The organism is Streptomyces sp. YIM 121038, assembly GCF_006088715.1.
Classification (GTDB): domain Bacteria; phylum Actinomycetota; class Actinomycetes; order Streptomycetales; family Streptomycetaceae; genus Streptomyces.
Window position 1 is genome coordinate 4,263,396 of record NZ_CP030771.1, and the last position, 18,509, is coordinate 4,281,904.

At 72.6% G+C, this 18,509-nt stretch carries 16 protein-coding genes and 1 tRNA gene; 10 read left to right on the plus strand and 7 right to left on the minus strand.

Annotated elements, in window-relative coordinates; translation table 11 throughout:
- Positions 1-215 precede the first annotated feature (215 nt).
- Positions 216-884, minus strand: a complete 669-nt coding sequence (locus C9F11_RS17765) for a TetR/AcrR family transcriptional regulator (protein WP_138960227.1) — start codon at positions 882-884, stop codon at positions 216-218.
- A 356-nt stretch (positions 885-1,240) separates the two neighbouring features.
- On the opposite strand from C9F11_RS17765, the gene C9F11_RS17770 reads away from it, so the two are divergent.
- Positions 1,241-2,572 carry a M6 family metalloprotease domain-containing protein gene (locus tag C9F11_RS17770; protein WP_138960228.1) on the plus strand — a complete coding sequence of 444 codons (1,332 nt, stop codon included), beginning with the start codon at positions 1,241-1,243 and terminating at the stop codon, positions 2,570-2,572.
- Between the two features lie 14 nt (positions 2,573-2,586).
- Here the strand turns inward: C9F11_RS17770 and rho are convergent, their stop codons facing one another.
- The gene (gene rho / locus C9F11_RS17775) at positions 2,587-3,795 is read right to left on the minus strand and encodes a transcription termination factor Rho (protein ID WP_138960229.1); all 1,209 of its coding nucleotides are present in this window, start codon (positions 3,793-3,795) and stop codon (positions 2,587-2,589) included.
- A 386-nt stretch (positions 3,796-4,181) separates the two neighbouring features.
- Here rho and C9F11_RS17780 point away from each other — a divergent pair, with 386 nt between their 5' ends.
- The 3 genes from C9F11_RS17780 (at position 4,182) to C9F11_RS17790 (ending at position 6,026) form a co-directional block, all read left to right on the plus strand.
- Complete coding sequence (locus C9F11_RS17780) at positions 4,182-4,475, plus strand: hypothetical protein (RefSeq protein ID WP_138960230.1); 294 nt, start codon at positions 4,182-4,184, stop codon at positions 4,473-4,475.
- 87 nt (positions 4,476-4,562) lie between these two features.
- On the plus strand, positions 4,563-5,378 hold the full coding sequence (locus C9F11_RS17785; protein WP_138960231.1) for an SDR family oxidoreductase: 816 nt from the start codon (positions 4,563-4,565) through the stop codon (positions 5,376-5,378).
- Positions 5,379-5,504: 126 nt separating this feature from the next.
- Positions 5,505-6,026, plus strand: coding sequence for a GNAT family N-acetyltransferase (locus tag C9F11_RS17790; RefSeq protein WP_138960232.1), 522 nt, complete (start codon positions 5,505-5,507; stop codon positions 6,024-6,026).
- Between the two features lie 58 nt (positions 6,027-6,084).
- Here C9F11_RS17790 and C9F11_RS17795 read toward each other — a convergent pair whose 3' ends face one another.
- The 3 genes from C9F11_RS17795 to C9F11_RS17805 all read right to left on the minus strand — a co-directional run bounded on the left by C9F11_RS17795 (position 6,085) and on the right by C9F11_RS17805 (position 10,371).
- Positions 6,085-7,611, minus strand: a complete 1,527-nt coding sequence (locus C9F11_RS17795; protein WP_249401769.1) for an aldehyde dehydrogenase family protein — start codon at positions 7,609-7,611, stop codon at positions 6,085-6,087.
- An 86-nt stretch (positions 7,612-7,697) separates the two neighbouring features.
- Entirely contained in the window at positions 7,698-9,221 is a 1,524-nt protein-coding gene (locus C9F11_RS17800) for a DUF1338 family protein (RefSeq protein ID WP_138960234.1), read from the minus strand.
- 43 nt (positions 9,222-9,264) lie between these two features.
- The gene (locus C9F11_RS17805) at positions 9,265-10,371 is read right to left on the minus strand and encodes an FAD-binding oxidoreductase (protein ID WP_249402192.1); all 1,107 of its coding nucleotides are present in this window, start codon (positions 10,369-10,371) and stop codon (positions 9,265-9,267) included.
- A 230-nt stretch (positions 10,372-10,601) separates the two neighbouring features.
- Between C9F11_RS17805 and C9F11_RS17810 the strand changes: the two genes are divergently transcribed.
- A tRNA-Arg gene (locus C9F11_RS17810) sits at positions 10,602-10,674 on the plus strand.
- A 47-nt stretch (positions 10,675-10,721) separates the two neighbouring features.
- Here the strand turns inward: C9F11_RS17810 and C9F11_RS17815 are convergent.
- On the minus strand, positions 10,722-12,395 hold the full coding sequence (locus C9F11_RS17815) for a site-specific integrase (RefSeq protein WP_138960235.1): 1,674 nt from the start codon (positions 12,393-12,395) through the stop codon (positions 10,722-10,724).
- Positions 12,392-13,090 (minus strand): helix-turn-helix transcriptional regulator, encoded by a 699-nt coding sequence (locus C9F11_RS17820; protein ID WP_138960236.1) that lies wholly within the window; start codon positions 13,088-13,090, stop codon positions 12,392-12,394. The genes C9F11_RS17815 and C9F11_RS17820 overlap by 4 nt, the downstream gene beginning before the upstream one ends.
- A gap of 94 nt (positions 13,091-13,184) precedes the next feature.
- Here C9F11_RS17820 and C9F11_RS17825 point away from each other — a divergent pair, with 94 nt between their 5' ends.
- From C9F11_RS17825 to C9F11_RS17845, 5 genes are all read left to right on the plus strand, one after another.
- Entirely contained in the window at positions 13,185-13,415 is a 231-nt protein-coding gene (locus tag C9F11_RS17825) for a hypothetical protein (RefSeq protein WP_171075762.1), read from the plus strand.
- A gap of 494 nt (positions 13,416-13,909) precedes the next feature.
- Complete coding sequence (locus C9F11_RS17830) at positions 13,910-14,962, plus strand: DUF3631 domain-containing protein (protein ID WP_249402193.1); 1,053 nt, start codon at positions 13,910-13,912, stop codon at positions 14,960-14,962.
- A 213-nt stretch (positions 14,963-15,175) separates the two neighbouring features.
- On the plus strand, positions 15,176-15,964 hold the full coding sequence (locus tag C9F11_RS17835) for a DUF2637 domain-containing protein (protein ID WP_171075763.1): 789 nt from the start codon (positions 15,176-15,178) through the stop codon (positions 15,962-15,964).
- A 120-nt stretch (positions 15,965-16,084) separates the two neighbouring features.
- Positions 16,085-16,732 carry a plasmid mobilization relaxosome protein MobC gene (gene mobC / locus C9F11_RS17840; protein ID WP_171075764.1) on the plus strand — a complete coding sequence of 216 codons (648 nt, stop codon included), beginning with the start codon at positions 16,085-16,087 and terminating at the stop codon, positions 16,730-16,732.
- The gene (locus C9F11_RS17845) at positions 16,729-18,366 is read left to right on the plus strand and encodes a relaxase/mobilization nuclease domain-containing protein (RefSeq protein WP_138960237.1); all 1,638 of its coding nucleotides are present in this window, start codon (positions 16,729-16,731) and stop codon (positions 18,364-18,366) included. The genes mobC and C9F11_RS17845 overlap by 4 nt, the downstream gene beginning before the upstream one ends.
- Positions 18,367-18,509: the final 143 nt, after the last annotated feature.

The window sequence follows — 18,509 nt, forward strand, 5'->3', positions numbered from 1 at the left end:
TAGTCGGCGAATGCTGATTCAGACGGGGTCACGGGGTTCGGGCACGGACGCGGAGTTGCGCACGGACACGGAGTTCGGGCACGGACACGGACAAAGGAGACACCGGGCGGGCGGGACGGCACATGGGCCGCGGGCGTGAGGCCGGCTCGTCCTTTGGTCCCCGGTCCGTGGACCGGGGCGGCGGGGAGCCGGGGCCGCGGGCGGCCGTCACCGGGTCAGTGGGCCTTCTGGCGTAGCTCCTCCAAGGTCGCGGGGTGTCCCGGGAGCCGGGAGCGGGCCGGTGCCATGAGGCCGTCGAGGAACAGCTGGAGATGGCGGTGCACGAACCGGTCGAAGTCCAGGAGGCAGCCGCCGGACCCCGGCAGCGGCCGGGTGAGCTGCCCCAGGGCGATCATCACGTCGGCGACGCCGATGTCGGGGCGCAGCTGCCCCACGGCGAGCGCGCGGTCCATGAGCCCCTGCACCGCGCCCTCGACGCGCAGCCGCGCCGCGTGCAGTTCGGGGTGCTCGGGGTCGAGGGCCTCGGAGACGATCGGGCACAGGGCGCCGATGCGCTCCTCCACCGCGGCGTGCGCGAAGCCGCGCAGCGCCTCGAAGGCGCTGTCCGGCTCCGCGTCGACGGCCTCGATGGCCTTCTCGGCCAGGACCGAGACGCGGTCGGTGACGAAGAGCAGGACGTGGTGCACGAGCTCGCCGCGGTCGGGGAAGTGACGGTAGACCGTGGCGTTGCCGACGCCCGCGCGGCGCGCGATCTCGTCGAGCGGTACGTCGGGGCCGTGCTGCACGAACATCTCGCGTGCGGCGGCGACGATCCGCTCCCGGTTGCGCAGGGCGTCGGCCCGCGGTCGCGGTGCGGTGCGCTGCGCGGCGGTGGCGGTGGACACGGCAGGTCTCCTCGAAGCGGTCAAAGGCCTCAGGTTCGCAGGGCCCCGGGTGGCGGGTCCAACGAATTTCCCGGCGGGAGCTGAGGCGCGCGATCCGGGGAGTGGATCCCCGTTTCGCTCGGACACCGTCTAAACGGGGAGAGCGTCCCCGGTTATTTCCCACCCTTCGCGTGACCTGCGTCACATCCCTGAAAGCCCCCGGAGTCCGCGTCACACCCCCGGCCCCGCTCCCCCGGAACTTTCCGAGAAACCCACGATCGGTCGCGCTCAGCGCGCGCCCGCGCACCCCCCGGCACAGGGTGATCGCACAGGGCGCAGCCGGACCCGGCGGCTGCCGCGGAGCGGAGGGCCCACGCATGCAGCAGCCGAGGTGGAAGGGCATAGGCCGGGGCCGCGGCGCGGGGACCCGGGCGCCGGGAGGGCCGCGCCGCCACCGGGTCGCCAGGGCCGTGGCCCTCGGCTCGGCCGCCGCGGTGGTGCTCGCCGTCACCACGTCCGCGAGCACCGGCCGCCTCCTCGCGGACACCCCCTCGGCCGCGGGCCCCGTCTCGCAGGCCCGCTCCACGGCGCTCGGCCCCTGCATGATCAGCGGCGAGCTCGGCGTGCAGATGTCGGAGGGCATCCCGACGGGCCCCGGCTACACCCGCTCCACCGGAACCGTGCGCGCCCTGAACCTGATGATCGACTTCTCCGACGCCCCGGGCGAGGGCCCGGCGCTCGACCGGCTCGGGGAGTTCTTCCCGCAGACCTCCGACTGGTTCCGCACCAGCTCGTACGGCCGTCTCGACTACCGCTCCGAGGTGCCGGTCCCCGACTGGCTGCGGATGCCGAAGCCGTTCAAGAAGTACGGGATAGAGCGCGGCGCCCCCTTCGACCCGGGCTACCGCGACCTGGTCCGGGACATCGTGACCGCAGCCGACCCTGCCGTGGACTTCCGCGCGTACGACCTGCTCAACGTCCTCATCACGCCGAACGCGGGCCCCTCGGCGCTCGACACCGTCCTGTCGGTGACGTTCGCGGGCAACCACGAGGCGCCGGTGGCGGACGGGGTGCCGATCGCCAACGCCTCCTTCGTGTACAGCCGCCAGGACGACGGCTCGGGCAGCTACGACCGGACCGGCTACCGGGTGCTGCCGCACGAGAACGGCCACGTCTTCGGCCTGCCCGACCTGTACACGCGCGACGGCGGCGGCGCGGTCGGCCACTGGGACATCATGAGCGAGGACTGGGGCGCCAACAACGACCTGCTCGGCTGGCACAAGTGGAAGCTCGGCTGGCTGGACGACACCCAGGTCGACTGCGCCCCGGCGCACGGCACCACGGAGCACCTGCTCACCCCGCTCGCCGGGCGCGGCGGCACGAAGCTGGTGTTCGTGCCCGTCGACGCGAAGACGGGGTACGCGGTGGAGCTGCGCACCCGCGCGGGCAACGACGAGGCGGTGTGCCGCCCCGGCGTGCTCGTGTACCGCGTGGACGCGGACGTCGACACCGGCCACGGCCCCATCACGGTCACCGACGCGACCCGCGACAGCGGCGGCTGCACCCGCAGCCCCAACGTGCACGCGGAGCTCTCGGACGCGCCGTTCGCCCTCGGCGAGACCTTCACGGACCGCCGGACGGGAGTGAAGGTGAAGGTGGCGGGCGTGGACCTGGACGGCAACTACCGCGTCCTGGTCACCCGCACCTGAGGCGGCGGGCACCCTCACGCCTCCGGCACGGCCCCGGGCACGGACAGGCGCACCTGCCGCAGGAACGCCGCGTTGGAGGGCGCCTTGCGGAGCTGGTCGAGGAGCGCCTCGAACCCCTCGCGCCCGTCGCGCCGGGCCAGCGCCCGCCGCAGCCCGCGCACGGCCGCCAACTCCTCGGCCGGGACGAGCAGTTCCTCGCGCCGGGTCCCGGACGGGGTGACGTCCACGGCCGGGAAGACCCGGCGGTCGGAGAGGGTCCGGTCCAGGCGCAGCTCCATGTTGCCGGTGGACTTGAGCTCCTCGAAGTAGTACTCGTCGGCGCGCGAGCCCGTCTCCACCAGGACGGTGGCGAGCATCGTCAGGGAGCCGCCCTCCTCGGCCAGGCGCGCGGCGCCGAAGAGCCGCTTGGGGCCCTGCACGGAGGCCGCGTCGACGCCGCCGCTGAGCGTGCGGCCGCCGCTCGCCGCCGTGTTGTTGTACGCGCGGCACAGCCGGGTCAGCGAGTCGAAGAGCATGACGACGTCCTTGCCGTCCTCGACGAGCCGCTTGGCGCGCTCGACGGCGAGTTCGGCGAGTGCGACGTGCGCCTTGGGCACCCGGTCGAAGGTGGAGGCGAGCACCTCGCCGCGCACGGCACGGCGCATCTCGGTGACCTCTTCGGGCCGCTCGTCGAGCAGTACGACCATGACGTGGCACTCGGGGTGGTTGGCGGCGACGGCGTCCGCGAGCTGGCGCAGCAGCACGGTCTTGCCCGCGCGCGGCGGGGCGACGATCAGGCCGCGCTGGCCCTTGCCGACGGGCGCCACCAGGTCGACGAGGCGCGGGGCGAGAGCGCCGCCCGGCACCTCCAGGCGCAGCCGCTCGCGCGGGTGCAGCGGGGTGAGGTCGCCGAACCGGGGCCTGTCGCGCAGGCCTTGGGGGGCACGGCCGTTGACGCGGGTGACCTCGGCGAGGACGTGCGGCCTGCCGCCGCAGGTGCCCTCGACGAAGTCGCCCGCGCGCAGGCCGAGCCGGCGCACGAGGGCGGCCGGGACGAGCACGTCGGCGGGCCCGGGCAGGCAGCCTTCGGCGCGCAGGTGCCCGTCGGCCTTCGCGATGTCCAGGACACCGCTGTGGATGCGCAGGTCGGCCGCGGGGGCCGGGGACGGGATGGCCGAGACGGCCCGGACGGCCCGGACGGCCTGGGTGGTTTGAGTGGTCTGGGTGGTCTGGGTGGGGTTCATGGGGTGGGTGGTCCTTTCGCGAAACCGCGGGACGTGCGCGAACTGCGCGGAGAAGGCCGGTCGCGAGGGGCCGTACGCACCGGGTGCCGGGCACGGCGGATGCCGTGCGCACCGGGTGCCGACGGCTCGTGGCCTCGTACGACGGGCTGGTTGAAGCGGGAGTCCGGGCCGGGCGGAGAGTGCGCCGGGTCGGAGAAGGAAGGCACGGCGCCCAGAAGGGGCGTACACACGTGCTGCTCGCACCGTAGCACACGACCTGGCGTGCGCGGCCGCCCGTGCACGGGATCTTGAGCTTCCGCACGCCGGTGACCGTCCGCGTGTGATCGCGTACGTTCGGTTACCTCGCGGGCCGCGCTCGGCGGCCCCGGCAGGCAGGAGAACCGCTCATGCGCCGTCGTGTCGCCCTCGCCCTCGGCTCCGTCCTCGCGGCCGGAACGCTGGCCCTGGCGCTGCCGGGCTCCGCGCTCGCGGCCGAGGGCGTGCTGGTCGTCGGCGGCGTCGCGTACGCCGACCCCAGCGGCTGCTACGACACGGACAGCAGGCCGCTCACCGTCGACAACCACACCGACGAGGTCGCCCTCGTCTTCTCGGGGCCGGACTGCACCGGCGGCCTCCTCGAACTGGTCGTTCCCGGCGAGTCGTCGGTCTCCGAGTTCGGCACCAGCGTCTACGTCGACTGACCCGCCAGGGGCGCACGCGGCGCGGCGCGGTCCGCGTGCGACCCTGGAGGGTCCGCAAACCCGAGGGGCACAGGAGGCCGAACGACCATGACGGATACCCGCGTTGTCCTCGTCACCGGCGGTGGAACGGGCATCGGCGCCGCCACCGCCCGGCAGTTGCGCGCCGCCGGGCACCACGTGGTCGTCTCCGGGCGGCGCCCGGAGCCGCTGCACCAGATCGCCGAGGAGACCGGCGCGCTCGCCCACCCCGCCGACGCGGCCGACCCCGAGGCCGTCGCCGGTCTCGTCGAGGCGACCGTGAAGGCGTACGGACGGCTCGACGGCGTCGTCCTGAACGCGGGGACCGGCCGCCCGGGGGCCGTCGGCGACGTGACCCCCGAGGACTGGGAGACCGTCCTCAGCACCAACCTCACCGGCCCCTTCCACCTGCTGCGCACCGCGCTGCCGCACCTGCTCGAAAGCCGCGGCTCGGTCGTCGCCGTCGCCTCGGTCTCCGCACTGCGCAACGGCGTCGGCAACGCCGCGTACGCCACCTCCAAGGCGGCGCTGCTCCAGCTCTGCCGCTCCGTCGCCGTCGACTACGGCGCGCTCGGCGTGCGGGCCAACACCGTCTGCCCCAGCTGGGTGCGCACGGAGATGGCCGACCGGCGCATGGGCGCGTTCGCGCGGTCCGCCGGGCTCGGCGACGGCGAGGAAGGACTCGACGCCGCGTACGAGCAGGGGACGCGGCTGATTCCCGCGGGCCGCCCCGGCACCCCGGAGGAGGTCGCCGAGGCCATCGCCTGGCTGCTCTCGCCCGCGGCGTCGTTCGTCAACGGCGCCACCCTCACGGTCGACGGCGGAGTGACGGCGGTCGACCCGGGCACGCTGGCGTTCGGCTTCGACATCACCCGGCGGGACTGACGGCACCGGTCGCGGCACAAGCGGCCCCGGAAGGCCTGCTTCCGGAGCCTTCCATCTCCAAAAGTCGCCTGTTCACGGGCCGTTGGGCAGTGTGGCTGACGCCCCATCACGACGTACGGTTGGACCATGCCCGAACTCCAGCGCCTGCGCGCAGACCACGCCCCGGCCCTGCTCGCCTTCGAGCGGGAGAACCGCGCCTACTTCGCCGCCTCGGTCCCGGACCGCGGCGACGCCTACTTCGCCGCGTTCGACGAGCGCCACCGCGCGCTGCTCGCCGAGCAGGAGACGGGGGCCTGTCACTTCCACGTCGTGGTCGGCGGCGACGGCGAGATCCTCGGGCGGGTCAACCTGGTCGACGTGGCGGACGGCTCGGCCGAACTGGGCTACCGCATCGCCAAGAAGGCCACCTCCCAGGGGCTCGCCACGTCGGCGGTGCGGCAGGTGTGCGTCCTCGCCGCCACCGAGTACGGCCTGACGTCGCTGCGGGCCGGGACCACCACCGACAACCCCGGCTCGCAGGCCGTGCTCGCCCGCACCGGCTTCGTGCCCACCGGGGAGACCGTCCTGGACGGCCGCCCCGGGATCACCTACGTCCGCGACCTGACCGGGCCGGACGTCCGGCCGGCGGACCGCGCGCCGGGCGCCTGACGGACCCGGCGCGCGACGGCTGCGACGGCGGCGGCTGCGACTGCGACTGCGACTGCTGCTACAGGAAGCTGACGTTCTGCGCGAGCGCGAGCCCGCCCGAGTAGTTGACGGTATTCGTGGCGGACCGCATGTACGCGCGCCACGCGTCGGACCCGGACTCGCGCCCGCCGCCGGTCTCCTTCTCGCCGCCGAAGGCCCCGCCGATCTCCGCGCCCGACGTGCCGATGTTCACGTTCACGATGCCGCAGTCGGAGCCTTCGGCGGACAGGAACAGCTCGGCCTCGCGCTGGTCGCGCGTGAAGACGCTCGACGAGAGCCCCTGCGGCACGTCGTTGTGCAGCGCGATCGCCTCCTCGAAGGTGTCGTACGTCAGGACGTACAGGATCGGCGCGAAGGTCTCCTCCTTCACCACGCCCGTCTGCGCGCCCATGCGCACCACGACGGGCTCCACGTACGCCGCTCCGGGCGCGATGTCGGCCAGGCGCCGCTGCCCGCCCGCGAGGACCTTGCCGCCCTCGGCCTGGGCGCGGGCGAGCGCCTCCTGCATGCGGTCGAGCGCGGCCGGCGAGACCAGCGGCCCGACGAGCGTCGCCGCGTCGAAGGGGTCCCCGACGGGCAGCTTCCGGTACGCGCCCGCGAGCCGCGCCACCAGCGCGTCCACCACGTCCTCGTGCACGATGAGGCGGCGCAGCGTCGTGCACCGCTGGCCCGCCGTGCCCGCCGCGGCGAACACGGCGCTCCGCACCGTGAGGTCGAGGTCGGCGGAGGGCGCGACCACGGCGGCGTTGTTGCCGCCGAGTTCGAGCAGCGAGCGCCCGAAGCGGGCGGCGACCCTCGGCCCGACCTCGCGGCCCATGCGCGTCGACCCGGTGGCGCTGACGAGCGCCACCCGCGGATCGTCCACGAGCCGCTCCCCCACGGCCCGGTCGCCCAGCAGCAGCCGGTGCACCCCGGCCGGGGCGCCCACGTCGTCGGCGGCCCGGTCGAGCAGCCGCGCGCACGCGAGGGAGACCAGCGGCGTCAGCTCGGACGGCTTCCACACCACGGTGTCGCCGCAGGCCAGGGCGACGGCGGTGTTCCAGGACCAGACGGCCGCCGGGAAGTTGAACGCGGAGATCACACCGACGACCCCGAGCGGATGCCAGGTCTCCGCGAGCCGGTGCCCCGGCCGCTCGGACGCGATGGTCCGCCCGTACAGCTGGCGCGAGAGCCCCACCGCGAAGTCGCAGATGTCGATCATCTCCTGGACCTCGCCGAGCGCCTCCGAGCGGATCTTGCCCGCCTCGATGGTGATCAGATCCGCGACGTCCTCCTGGTGCTCCCGCAGCAACTCGCCCAGGCGGCGCACCAGTTCCCCGCGGCGCGGCGGGGGCACCGCCCGCCACTGGAGGAACGCCTCGTGCGCGGCGGCGACGGCCTCGTCGACGGCGGCGGGCGCGGCCCCGGCGAGCGCGAAGAGCCCCTCACCGGTGATCGGCGTACGGGCCTGGCACCCCCGGCCCTCGGGGATCTCGGCGCCGACGCGGGCGAGGGCCTCGTGGGCGCGGTGGCGGAGGGTGTCGGTGGCGGGGAGGGTGGGCGGCACGGGGGCTCCTTCGGAGAGGGCGGTGAGGACGGGGCGCATCAGCCCGTCCGGCGTTTGAGGACGAGCGCGCAGCGCGACGCGGGGGTCTAGGGGGCGCAGCCCCCAGCGGGGGCGCCGGGGCCGGGGACGCGGAGCTTCCGCGCGACCACAGCCAGAGAAGCCCGCTGCCGCGCTTCGTACAGGTCGAACGGATCCAGGACCTCGCGCCCCATCGCCCCCGACAGCCAGGCGCTGTCGTACGCGGCCCCCGCGACCGCGTCGTCCCGTACCCCGGCCCCCTCCAGGTTCGACTGGAAGATCCCGGCGGCGGAGCGGGGCAGGAAGTCCTCGTACACGAGGGGCTCGGCCCGCACCCACCCCGCGTCGAGGAGGTCGCCGAGCCCGGTGGGCGGCGGGGCGCCGTCGCGGGGCCGGTCCGCCACCACGTGGTACGTGAAGTGGCCGAGCCCCCGCGCGGCCAGCTCGCGCTCGGTGCGGGGCAGGGCGGCCGACCAGACCGCGCGGGCGGCCTGCGCGCGCTCGGCCGGGGTGGCGGGGCGGCGCCCGTCGCCGCGGGCGAGGCGGTCGCCGCCGCGGGCGAAGCGGTCGCCGTCGCGGGCGGGGCCCCCGTCACCGCTGGCGAGGCGGTCGTCACCGCTGGCGAGGCGGTCGTCGACGCGGGTGAGGAGCTCGTCGTACAGGGCGCGCCCCGCCCGTGTGAGGGCGATCCCGCGGGCCTCCACCTCGCCGAACCGCACCCGCAGCACCCCGCTGGTGACGCTGCCGTCGGCCAGGCGCAGCGCGCGCGGCTCGTCGAGCGCCCGGAACGAGGTCTGCCGCAGCAGCACGTCGGGCCCGTCCCACGCGGGCGGCCCCTGCACGGTGTCGATCATCCGGACGCCGCGCGCGGTCATCCGGCGGTACAGCTCGTCGATGTCGAGGACGCGGGGCGTGAGGTGGTTGATGTGCGTGCCGCGGACGCCGCCGATGTCGGCGGCCACGGCGGAGACCCGCTCCAGCTCCTCGTACCACGCCTTGTCGATCGGCTCGCGCGACAGCTCGAAGGCGGCGACGGCGAGTCCGAGGAACCGCTCGGCGTCGGCCCCGGCGAGCCCGCCGTCGGCCTCGGCCCGGTCGGCGAGCGCGAGCAGCTCCGGCGGGAACAGCTCGCGCGCGGCGAGGAAGTCCTCAAGCCGCTTGCGCAGCCCCTCGTCGAAGAACCGCGGGTCGGCGGGGGTCAGGAGCGAGGTGAACACCCGGAACGGGTTGCGGGCCAGCTCGTCCGCGTCGACGGGCCGGAAGGCGGTGGACACCACGGGCACGGCGCTCGCGGCGGCCTCGCGCAGGTCGTAGAAGCCGACGGGCCGCATCCCGAGCGCCCCGAAGACCCGCGCGACCTGGCCGAGTTCGGCCGGGGTGCCGACCCGGATCGCGCCGTGCCGCTCGGCCGTGACCCGGCCGATGGACCCGAGCCGCTCGGCGGCGGCGCCGCGCTCGCGCAGGACGTCCTCGTTCACCGCGCGGGTGACGTCGACGAGGGTGGTGTACGCGGGCACTTCGCGCCCGTACATGTCGGAGAGCCGCGCGGCGAAGGCGGCGCGGAGCTGCCAGGGGGCGTACCGGGGGTTCATGGTGCTCCTCTCGGCGGGTACCGGCTGGGGGCGGCGGCGACCGTCACACCACGTGCGCCTCCGGCCTGCCGCCCGCGCCGACCCGGAACCGCTCGGCGCTCAGGGACGCCACGTCCACGCACGGCTCGCGCTCCAGATACAGATCGCGTACGACCTCGCCGACGGCCGGGGCCTGGAGGAAGCCGTGCCCGGAGAACCCGGTGGCGTACAGGAAGTTGGGCACGTCCCCGGCGCGCCCGACGAGGGCGTTGCGGTCGGGCGTGACCTCGTAGAGCCCGGCCCAGCCGCCCACGACGTCGAGGTCCGCGAGCGCGGGCGCGCGCCGCCGCATCACGGACCGGAACAGCTCCACCCACTCCTCGGTCCACGTCGTGTCGAAGCCTTCCTCCTGCTCCGGGTCGGCGAGCCCGAACAGCAGCCCTTGGCCGCTGGTGTGGAAGTACGCCGTGGAGGAGAAGTCGATGGTGAACGGGGTGCGGGGCGGGGGCGGCACGAGCGGGGCCGTGAACGCGATCTGCCGCCGCAGCGGCCGCACCGGCAGCTCCACCCCCGCCAGCGCGCCGACCCCCGCGGACCAGGCGCCCGCGGCGCACACCACGGCGTCGCAGGTGATCACCCCGCGGTCGGTGCGCACGGCGGTGACGCGCCCGCCGGTCACGTCCATCCCGGTCACGGTGGTCCCCGTGACGAAGGAGACCCCGGCCGCGGCGGCGGCCCGCGCGTACCCGGCGACGACGGCGCCGGGCCGGGCGTGCCCGTCGTCGGGCGAGTACGCGGCGGCGAGCAGCCCCTCGGGCCGTACGTACGGACACAGCTCGTGCGCCTCCCGCGGCCCGACGATCCGGCCGCGCACCCCCATCCGCTCCTGTACGCGGACGCTCTCCTCGAAGGCCTCGACGTCCTCCGGCCGGTCGAGCAGGAACAGATAGCCCACCGTCTCCAGGCGGATGTCGCCGCCGGGACGCGCCGCGAAGTCACGGAAGGCCCGCAGGCTGCGGGCGCCCAGGGCGATGTTCACCGGGTCGGAGAACTGCGCCCGCACCCCGCCGATCGGCTTGCCCGAGCTGCCGCCCCCGAGCGCGCCCCGCTCCACCACGACGACGTCCCGCACGCCCGCCTCGGCGAGGTGGAAGGCCACGGAGACCCCCATGACCCCGCCCCCGACCACCACGACCCGCGACGCCCGAGCCACCGAGACCACCTCTTCCGCCACCACCGGGGGTGCCATCGTGACGCACACGATCAGTGGAGGTCCATCACCGGACAGTAACCACCCGCCCCCGCCACCCCACTGCCCGCCCCCGCCCCCACCGCACTCCCTCCGGGCGCCCCCGGCCCCCCATCGGATACCCTGTCCAAAGCCGCCCTCACGGACGGCACGCCTTCGTAGCTCAGGGGATAGAGCACCGCTCTCCTAAAGCGGGTGTCGCAGGTTCGAATCCTGCCGGGGGCACAACGCGTTACCGCTCTGACCTGGGATTTATCCCCCAGAGAGGGCTCCTACTCGGCCTCGGACTCCTCGTCCGGGGCCGTTTGCGTGAGCGGTGCGTGAGCGGACGGGGAGTTGATCTCCCGGATATCGCCCGATGGGGCGGCATCATCCGGCACGGACTCCGGGCCGGACTTCTCTGCGTCGCCAGGCTTGGACTCCCCTTCGGGAGCGGCGTTCTCGGAGATCGATCGGGCGCGCGGCACTAGCCGGGCCGCGGCCTCAGCGATAGCAAGGTCAGCCTCGGGCAACAGGCTCGTGTACGTATCGGCCGTGATGGTGATCGAGGAGTGGCCGAGCATCTCCTGGATGTCCTTCAGGTCGGCCCCGGCCGCGTGGGCGAGCGTCGCAGCACCATGGCGGAGGTCGTGGAGGCGGACCGGCGGCAGGCCGATCTCCTCATACAGCTCGATGAACTGCCGTGTGACGTTGGCGGGATGGAGCATCTCGCCGTTCTCCTTGGTGAAGACGCGTCCAGTCTCCGCCCAGGCGGTCTCCCACTCCTCGCGGTCCTTGTCCTGCTGGGCACGGTGCCGCTTGAGGGCCTGGACCGTGTCCGAGTCCAGCGCGATGGTCCGCGCGCCGGCGTCGGTCTTGGGGTCGTCCTCGTACACCTCCCAACCGTCTACGACGAGTTGCTTGGCGACGGTGATGAGCCCGGCGTCCAGATTGGTGTCCGTCCACTTCTGCCCACATACCTCGCCCCGCCGCAGCCCGCGGAAGGCAATCACGTGGAACAGTGCGTACAGGCGGTCCTCCGCGACATGGTCGAGGAACAGGCCGGTGTGCTCCGGAGTCCAGACCATCACCGGCGAGGGCTTCTCGCCGGTGCGCTTCCAGTGAAGGATGCGCTCCTCGGTCCACACCAGCGCCTTCGGGCGCTTGCCCGCCTCCAGCTCGACATGGGTGGCCGGGTTGAAGGTGATCAGCTGCTGGGCGATCGCGGCGTTCAGCGCGGCCCGCAGCGTGGAGCGGACCCGCTGGCGCGTGGCCGGACCGACGATGCGGCGGTAGGGCTCCATCTCGGCGATGGCGGCCTTCATCGCCTTACGGCGGGCACGGTGCTCGCGCCCCTTCCAGGGGATCTGGGAGAGATCCTCGAACGCCTTGCGCCGCGCGGCGTTGCCCTCAGCTATCTCGACGTTGGCCTCGGCGATCGCCTCGAACATCTCCGAGAGGTGAGCGACCCGCAGCCGGTCGAGCCGGTAGTGCCCGATCCGCGGCTTGAGGTGCACGCGGATGTTGCTCTCGTCGCGGCTGATGGCGCTCTGCCGCCCCTTCTTGCCCGCCAGCCACATGTCCAGCCACTCACCGACAGTGAGCCGACTGGTCAGGTCCAGACCGTGGCTGAGGCGCCTGCGGGTCGCCTCAATTTCCGGCAGCGGAGCCTTCTCGTCGGCAACCCTCTCCAGCAGCGCGGCGATCTGGGTCAGCCCCTCGGAGTCGTCGGCTTCGGCGAGACCGAGGAGCGCGCGTATGTGGTCGAGGTCAGCCTGAGCGGCCTTGAGCGTCTCGTAGCCAGCGCGACTGAAGGAACGGCGGGTGCCGTCCTCTCGGGACGGGAGCTCCTGGCGTACGGAGTAGGAGCCGTGCTTGCGGCTGGAGAGCTTGGGGCAGTTCTTGCCGAGCGGCTTGCCGGTCTTGGGGTCGCGGCAGTAGCAGCGGCGGTGGGTAGAGCCCTTCAAACGTCTGTCTCCTCAATGCTGGTGGGGTGGAATTCTGGTGGGTCGACCTCGGTGGCGAGCTCGGGCAGCAGGTAGGGAGGCGTGACGCCTTCCTCTCTGATGAAGGCGCGGGTCTTGCGCAGGCGGACTTTGGCCGCCTCGGCTGCCTCGGCGGCATGGGCCTGAGCGCGGAGGGCTTCGGCCTTCCGGTCGGCGTTGTTGGCACTGCGGGCCTTGTAGCCCGCGTACTCCTCCTCTTTCCCTGCGGTCCTGAGCCTTTCCTCGGCGGCGCGGTGGGCGCGGAAGTAGCGCAGCATGTCGTCCTCGGCGCCGAGTTCGGCTCTCTCCCCGGTGAACCACTTCAGGGCATCCAGCGTGGGGGTGGGGTCTTGGAGGGGGAGTCGCTGCACGTACTCGACGTAGCCGACGGGGTAGATGAGGCAGATGGGGGATGTGTTCAGGGCCTGGGCCAGGACCATGACGTCGACCAGGGGCAGGTTGGAGCGGCGGCCTGACTCCATGTTGGCGATCACGTTGCGGGGGATCGGGTGACCGATCGCCTCGCACTTGTCGGCCAGGTCCTGTGCGCTCCACCTCAACTCCTTCCGTCGTCTGCGGACCTCGCCGGCCACGGTGGCCATGACCTGATCCATCCACTCGGGGATGTCGTCCTCGTCGTCCGTCTCAGTTCCATGGTCGGAATCATGTTGCGTCATGAAGACACATTAACTCGCTTAGCGTTGATTTCATGACCTGGAGACGGGCGCGATCGTCGTGTTCGCCGAGGGCTCAGTCATGGATGGAGCGCGCATGCGCGAGAACGAACCCGTCGACCGGGTGAAGGGCATGAGCCGCGAGGAGCTACTGGACCTTCCCGCCACTGTTGACCTGGGGACCGGAAACCGAGCGTTGGGGCTCGGTCGGAGCAAAGGGTACGAGCTGGCCAAGCGCGGCCAGTACCCGTGCAAGGTGCTGCGCCTAGGCAATGCCTATCGGGTGGTGACCGCCGACCTGTTGAACCTGCTGGGACTGGCTGCATGACCACAGGCGCGCATAGCAGACGCTTCTGCGCTGAGCTGACACAGAAATGCTGGACTGTGGCGGGGCGTGACCGTACGGTTCGTGATCCCTCGCCATGGCCCAGTGCCCGCGAGAAGAGGGAAGGCCCCCGGCGGTGCGACGCCGGAGGCCCCAGTGACTCCCTTGCCCCCGGTGACAGGAACCGACCCGGCGGCCAGGGCGTGCGAGCCCGCCACCGCCAGACGAGGAGCTGCCGAGTGCAACCCACCAACCCCGACTCCTATTCCATGCCCTCCAACGCGGCCTGGCCCGCAACTGCCATCCCCGGTCAGCCCGGTGCGCACCTGCGCAGCGAGGGAGACGAGGAGACGGATGCCGACCGGAGTGATTGCTCCCACGACACCGAGGAGCAGGCCCTGAGTGGGGTCGGGGAAGTACCCGGTACGGAGCCAGAGGCGACCGAGGGTGCGCAGGTGCTGTCTGATCTGCGGGCGCAGATCACCCGGTATGTCGTCATGCCGAGCGAGGAGGCCCTCGCAGCGGTGACGCTGTGGATCGCGGCCACGCACCTGCAGCCTGCCTGGCAGCACGCGCCTCGTCTGGCCGTGGTCGGTCCGGCCAAGCGGTGCGGCAAGTCACGACTGCTGGACATGGTGACCGAGACCGTGCACAACCGGCTGATCACGATGAACGCCAGCCCTGCGGCGATCTTCCGCTCGATCACCGACGAGGACCCGCCGACGCTCCTGCTGGACGAGGCCGACACCCTCTTCGGCACCGCCAAGGCGGCGGAGAAGAACGAGGAACTGCGCGGCCTGCTCAACGCCGGACACCAGCGCAACCGACCCACCCTGCGGGTGACCGGTCCCGAGCACAAGCCGGTGGCGTTTCCCACCTTCGCCATGGCCGCGCTCGCCGGGATCGGCGACCTGCCGGACACGATCATGGACCGGTCCGTGGTCATCCGGATGCGCCGCCGGGCGGCGGGCGAGAAGGTGGCCTCCTTCCGCGTCGGCCGCGACACTCCCGCCCTGAACGCGATCCGCGACCGGCTCTCCGCCTGGCTGACGCCGCTGCATGCGCGGGCAGTCGACCTGGAGCCGTCCATGCCGGTCGAGGACCGTGCGGCCGACACCTGGGAACCGTTGGTGATCGTGGCCGACCTAGCCGGAGGCGACTGGCCCGCACTCGCCCGCGCCACCTGCCGCTCCATGGCCGCGTACGAGGCCGGGCAGGACGAGGACAGCGGCCTGAAAACCCGCATCCTCACCGACATCCGCCGCGCCTTCGCCTTCCACGGCGACCCGCCCGCCCTGCGGACCCGCACCCTGCTCGACTACCTCAACGAGGACGCCGAAGCGCCGTGGGCCGAGTACGGCGCCAACGGCCTGACCCCGCGCGGCTTGCAGCTCCTGCTCAAGGACTACGGCATTGGCTCGACCACCCGCCGTTTCCCGGACAGCGCCCAGGCCAAGGGCTTCGCGCGCAACCAGTTCCTCGACGCCTGGGCTCGTTACTGCCCGGAGCCCGAGCCTGCTGGTGAGTCTGGCCCCGGCACCGCAGCCTGACCCGACTTGTCCCGTACCACTCGTATCCGCGCAGGTCATCGCGGGTACGAGTGGTCGACCGACAACGAGTCCTCCCGTCATCGCCCTTTCTCTCGTACCTGCCCTGACCAGGCACGTAACGAGTGGTACGAGACACCGCGCCGCACAGCGGCGACCCCTGCCCACATCCCCGGCGGGGTAGCCGCCGCCCAACCCCACCTGGAGCACCTCCGCTTGCCTGCCCCCACCGCCATACGCGGCACGGATGCGATCCGCGCCGGGATCGCCCTGCTCGCCGGGTTCGCCTTCTCCCTCTCTTATGACGCCCTGCGCCAGATGGCCGTCGCCATCCACATCCGCGGACCGCTCACCTATGCCTTCCCGCTCGTCATCGACGGCTTCATCGCCATCGGCGTCGGCGCCCTGCTCATGCTCCGAACCGCCCCGACGCTCTCCCGCGCGTACGTGTGGGCACTCGTCGGCGCGGCCACCGTGACGAGCATCTGGGCCAACGCCCTGCACGCCGTCCGCCTCAACCAGCAGACCCGCCCAGGCGGCGGCCTCCGGCTCGACGACCTCACCGTCGGCGCCCTGTCCGCCATCGCCCCGCTCGCCCTGGCCGGCGCCGTTCACCTCTACATCGTCGTCCACCGCCACTCCACGCCTCGCCCCCAGGAGCCCCACGCCACAGAGCGCGACAACCTCGCCGACGTGGCGTCCGATGTCCCCGACGTGGCTTCGGACAACAACGAAGCGGCCCAGGAGCTTCAGCCCTCCGCCGAATCGCAGGGCCACAAGACCAACGAGATCGCCCCCGAACGGCTCGCCCTCGCGCGCACTGCGCCACTGGGACGAAAGGGTCGCGCCTCGCGCCGCCACATCGAGGACACGTTCCGCAGCCAGGGCCTCACCATCGGCCGGAAGGAGGCGGACATGATCAAGAAAGTCCTTCAGGCCGAACTCGACGCAGCCGTCTCCCAGCGGCATGGGGAACTCGACGCAGCCCCCGTCGGCGCCGCCTGACCCGGTGGCCGCGCTGATCTACCTCACCTCCCCGCCCCATGTCCCCGTAGAGACAAGCGTGGGGACAGGAGGGCGCGCGCAGCGAAGCACCTGACACCAGAACCTCACGGAGAACCACCCATGCACGACTCGCACGGCGAACTCCCCATTGCCCACCAGCAGATGACCACCACCGCAGCCACCGCGTCAGCAAGGTATGCCGCTGGACCGTCCAAAGGCCGGTCCCACGGAGAAGCCTTCGCCCCGGGGGTGGCGGAGGCAGGCGGACACCAGGGGGCGCCCGCAGAGGAGCAGCCCACCGCCGCAGCTGTGCCGCTGCCGCGGGCCGCCGAAGCAGCCGCCCTGCATCGCGTCGCCCGCCGTCGCAAGCCCGACCCAGGCGGCCAGCGCAAGCAGCGTGTCGACGCCCGCTACAGCAGCGAGGAGAAGGCCGCCATCCTCGCCAAGGCCCGCTCGCTGAACGTCAGCGGCGCCCACTACGTCGCCGTCGTCACCCTGGCCCACGTACACGGTGACCTCACCCTGCCCGGCCAGCGCACACCACTGGACGACTACATCGACGAACTCAACGCCCTGCGCCAGCAGGTCGCCGCCATCGGCCACAACGTCAACCAGATCGCCAAGAAGCTCAACTCCGGCGGTCATCCACATCCTGGGGACAGTGCCTTACTGGCCCAGACCGTCCACACTGTGGACGCCGTCGGCACGGCCGTGCGCCACATCGCGGCAGCCGCCAACCAGGCCGTCAGCCACAAGGTGGCCCGATGATCGCGAAGATCAGCAGCGGCAAAAGCACCGCCGGTCTGATCCGCTACCTCTACGACACCAAGAAGGCCAAGGACCACACCGACCCCCACCTGGTCGCCTCCTTCGATGGCTTCGCCCCCGACCCCGGCCGCGCCGACGACTTCACCGTCACCAAGAAGCTCCTCGTGGCCGACCTCGACCTGCACGTCAAGCAGGCCGAACGCCTCGGCCGCGCCCCCGAACGCCACGTGTGGCACTGCTCGATCCGCGCCGCCGAGACCGACCGCCACCTCAGCGACGAGGAGTGGGCCGACATCGCCCGCCGCATCGTCGCCGCCACTGGCATCGCCCCCGCAGACGACCCCGACGGCTGCCGCTGGGTCGCCGTCCGCCACGCACCCGACCACATCCACATCGCCGCCACCAAGGTCCGATCCGACCTGCGCACCGCACGCCACTGGAACGACTACTTCACCGCCGACCGCGAACTCGCCGCCATCGAGAAGGAGTACGGCCTGCACCAGGTCGTACGCGGGGACCGCACCGCCGCCAAACGCCCCACCCGCGCCGAACAGGAAAAGGCCAAGCGCGCCAACCACGACCGGACCGCCCGCGAACGCCTGCGCACCACGGTCCGCACCGCCGTGGCCGCCGCCACAAGCACCGAGGAATTCATCCGCCTGCTCCAGCACACCGACGGCATCCTCGTCGACGTCAAGCACTTCCCCTCCGGCGACGTACGCGGCTACACGGTCGCCCTCCAGGGCGACACCAACGGCAAGCAGGAGCCCATCTGGTACTCCGGCTCCGAACTCGCCCCCGACCTGTCCTGGCCCAAGATCACCGAACGGCTGGCCGCCACGGCCAGGACCAGCCATCCCTGGCAGATGGCCCTGGCCGCCACTGAACACATCCCGCACGCCCTCACCCACGACGACCCACCCGCCGCCCAAGCCCACATCACCGCACTCGCCGAAACCATCGACGCCCTGCCCCTCCTCGCTCCCACCCTCTACGAGGAGCAACTCCGTCAGGCCGCCGCTGCCTTCGAACGCGCCTCCCGCTCCCGCATCCGCGCTCGCAACGAGCACGCTGCCTGGCTGCGTGGTGCTGTTCAGGGCATGCTCCGCACTCCACCGCCCAACAGTGCGGACGGCACCCTGTTGGCCCTGTTCCTCGACACGATCGTCCTTGCCGTCACCGCCGCCATCCGCTGGCACGAGGTGCAACGGCACGATCAACAGGTCGCCGCGGCCCGTGAAGCCCTCACCTACCTCCAAGCCGCCGCAGACCAGGCCGCCACCATCCCCTTGACCATCCTGGCGCGGGCAGCACCAGTCAGCGTGACGGCCCAGCTCCGGTACGCGCACATCGTCCGTGTCGTGCTCCCCGAGCACGCCGAGAGGATCCTCGACACTCCCGACTGGGGCGCCCTCGCGGCAGTGCTCGCGCGCGCCGACGAGGGCGGCCGTGACCCTGCCGAGGCCCTCCGTGAAGCCGCCGGCCAGCGCCCCCTTCACGACGCCAGGCGCCCTGCCCGCCTGCTCACCTGGCGCATCCAACACACCACCGCTCAGCAGAGCCAGACGCCCCAAGCCACGCCCTCGGTGTCGTCGTCGGTACCCCCGCCCGACGCGCGTCGCACCCGCCGCTGACTTCCGCCCGCCGCCCCGCCCCAAGGGCCCTCCGCCCTCGTAGCCCACACCTCGTCGAACCAAGGCGCACCCCATGCCCCGAGCACCGCCCGTCGGCAGAGCCTCGAACCACCCGCTACAGCACACCAATCACACGAGAAAAC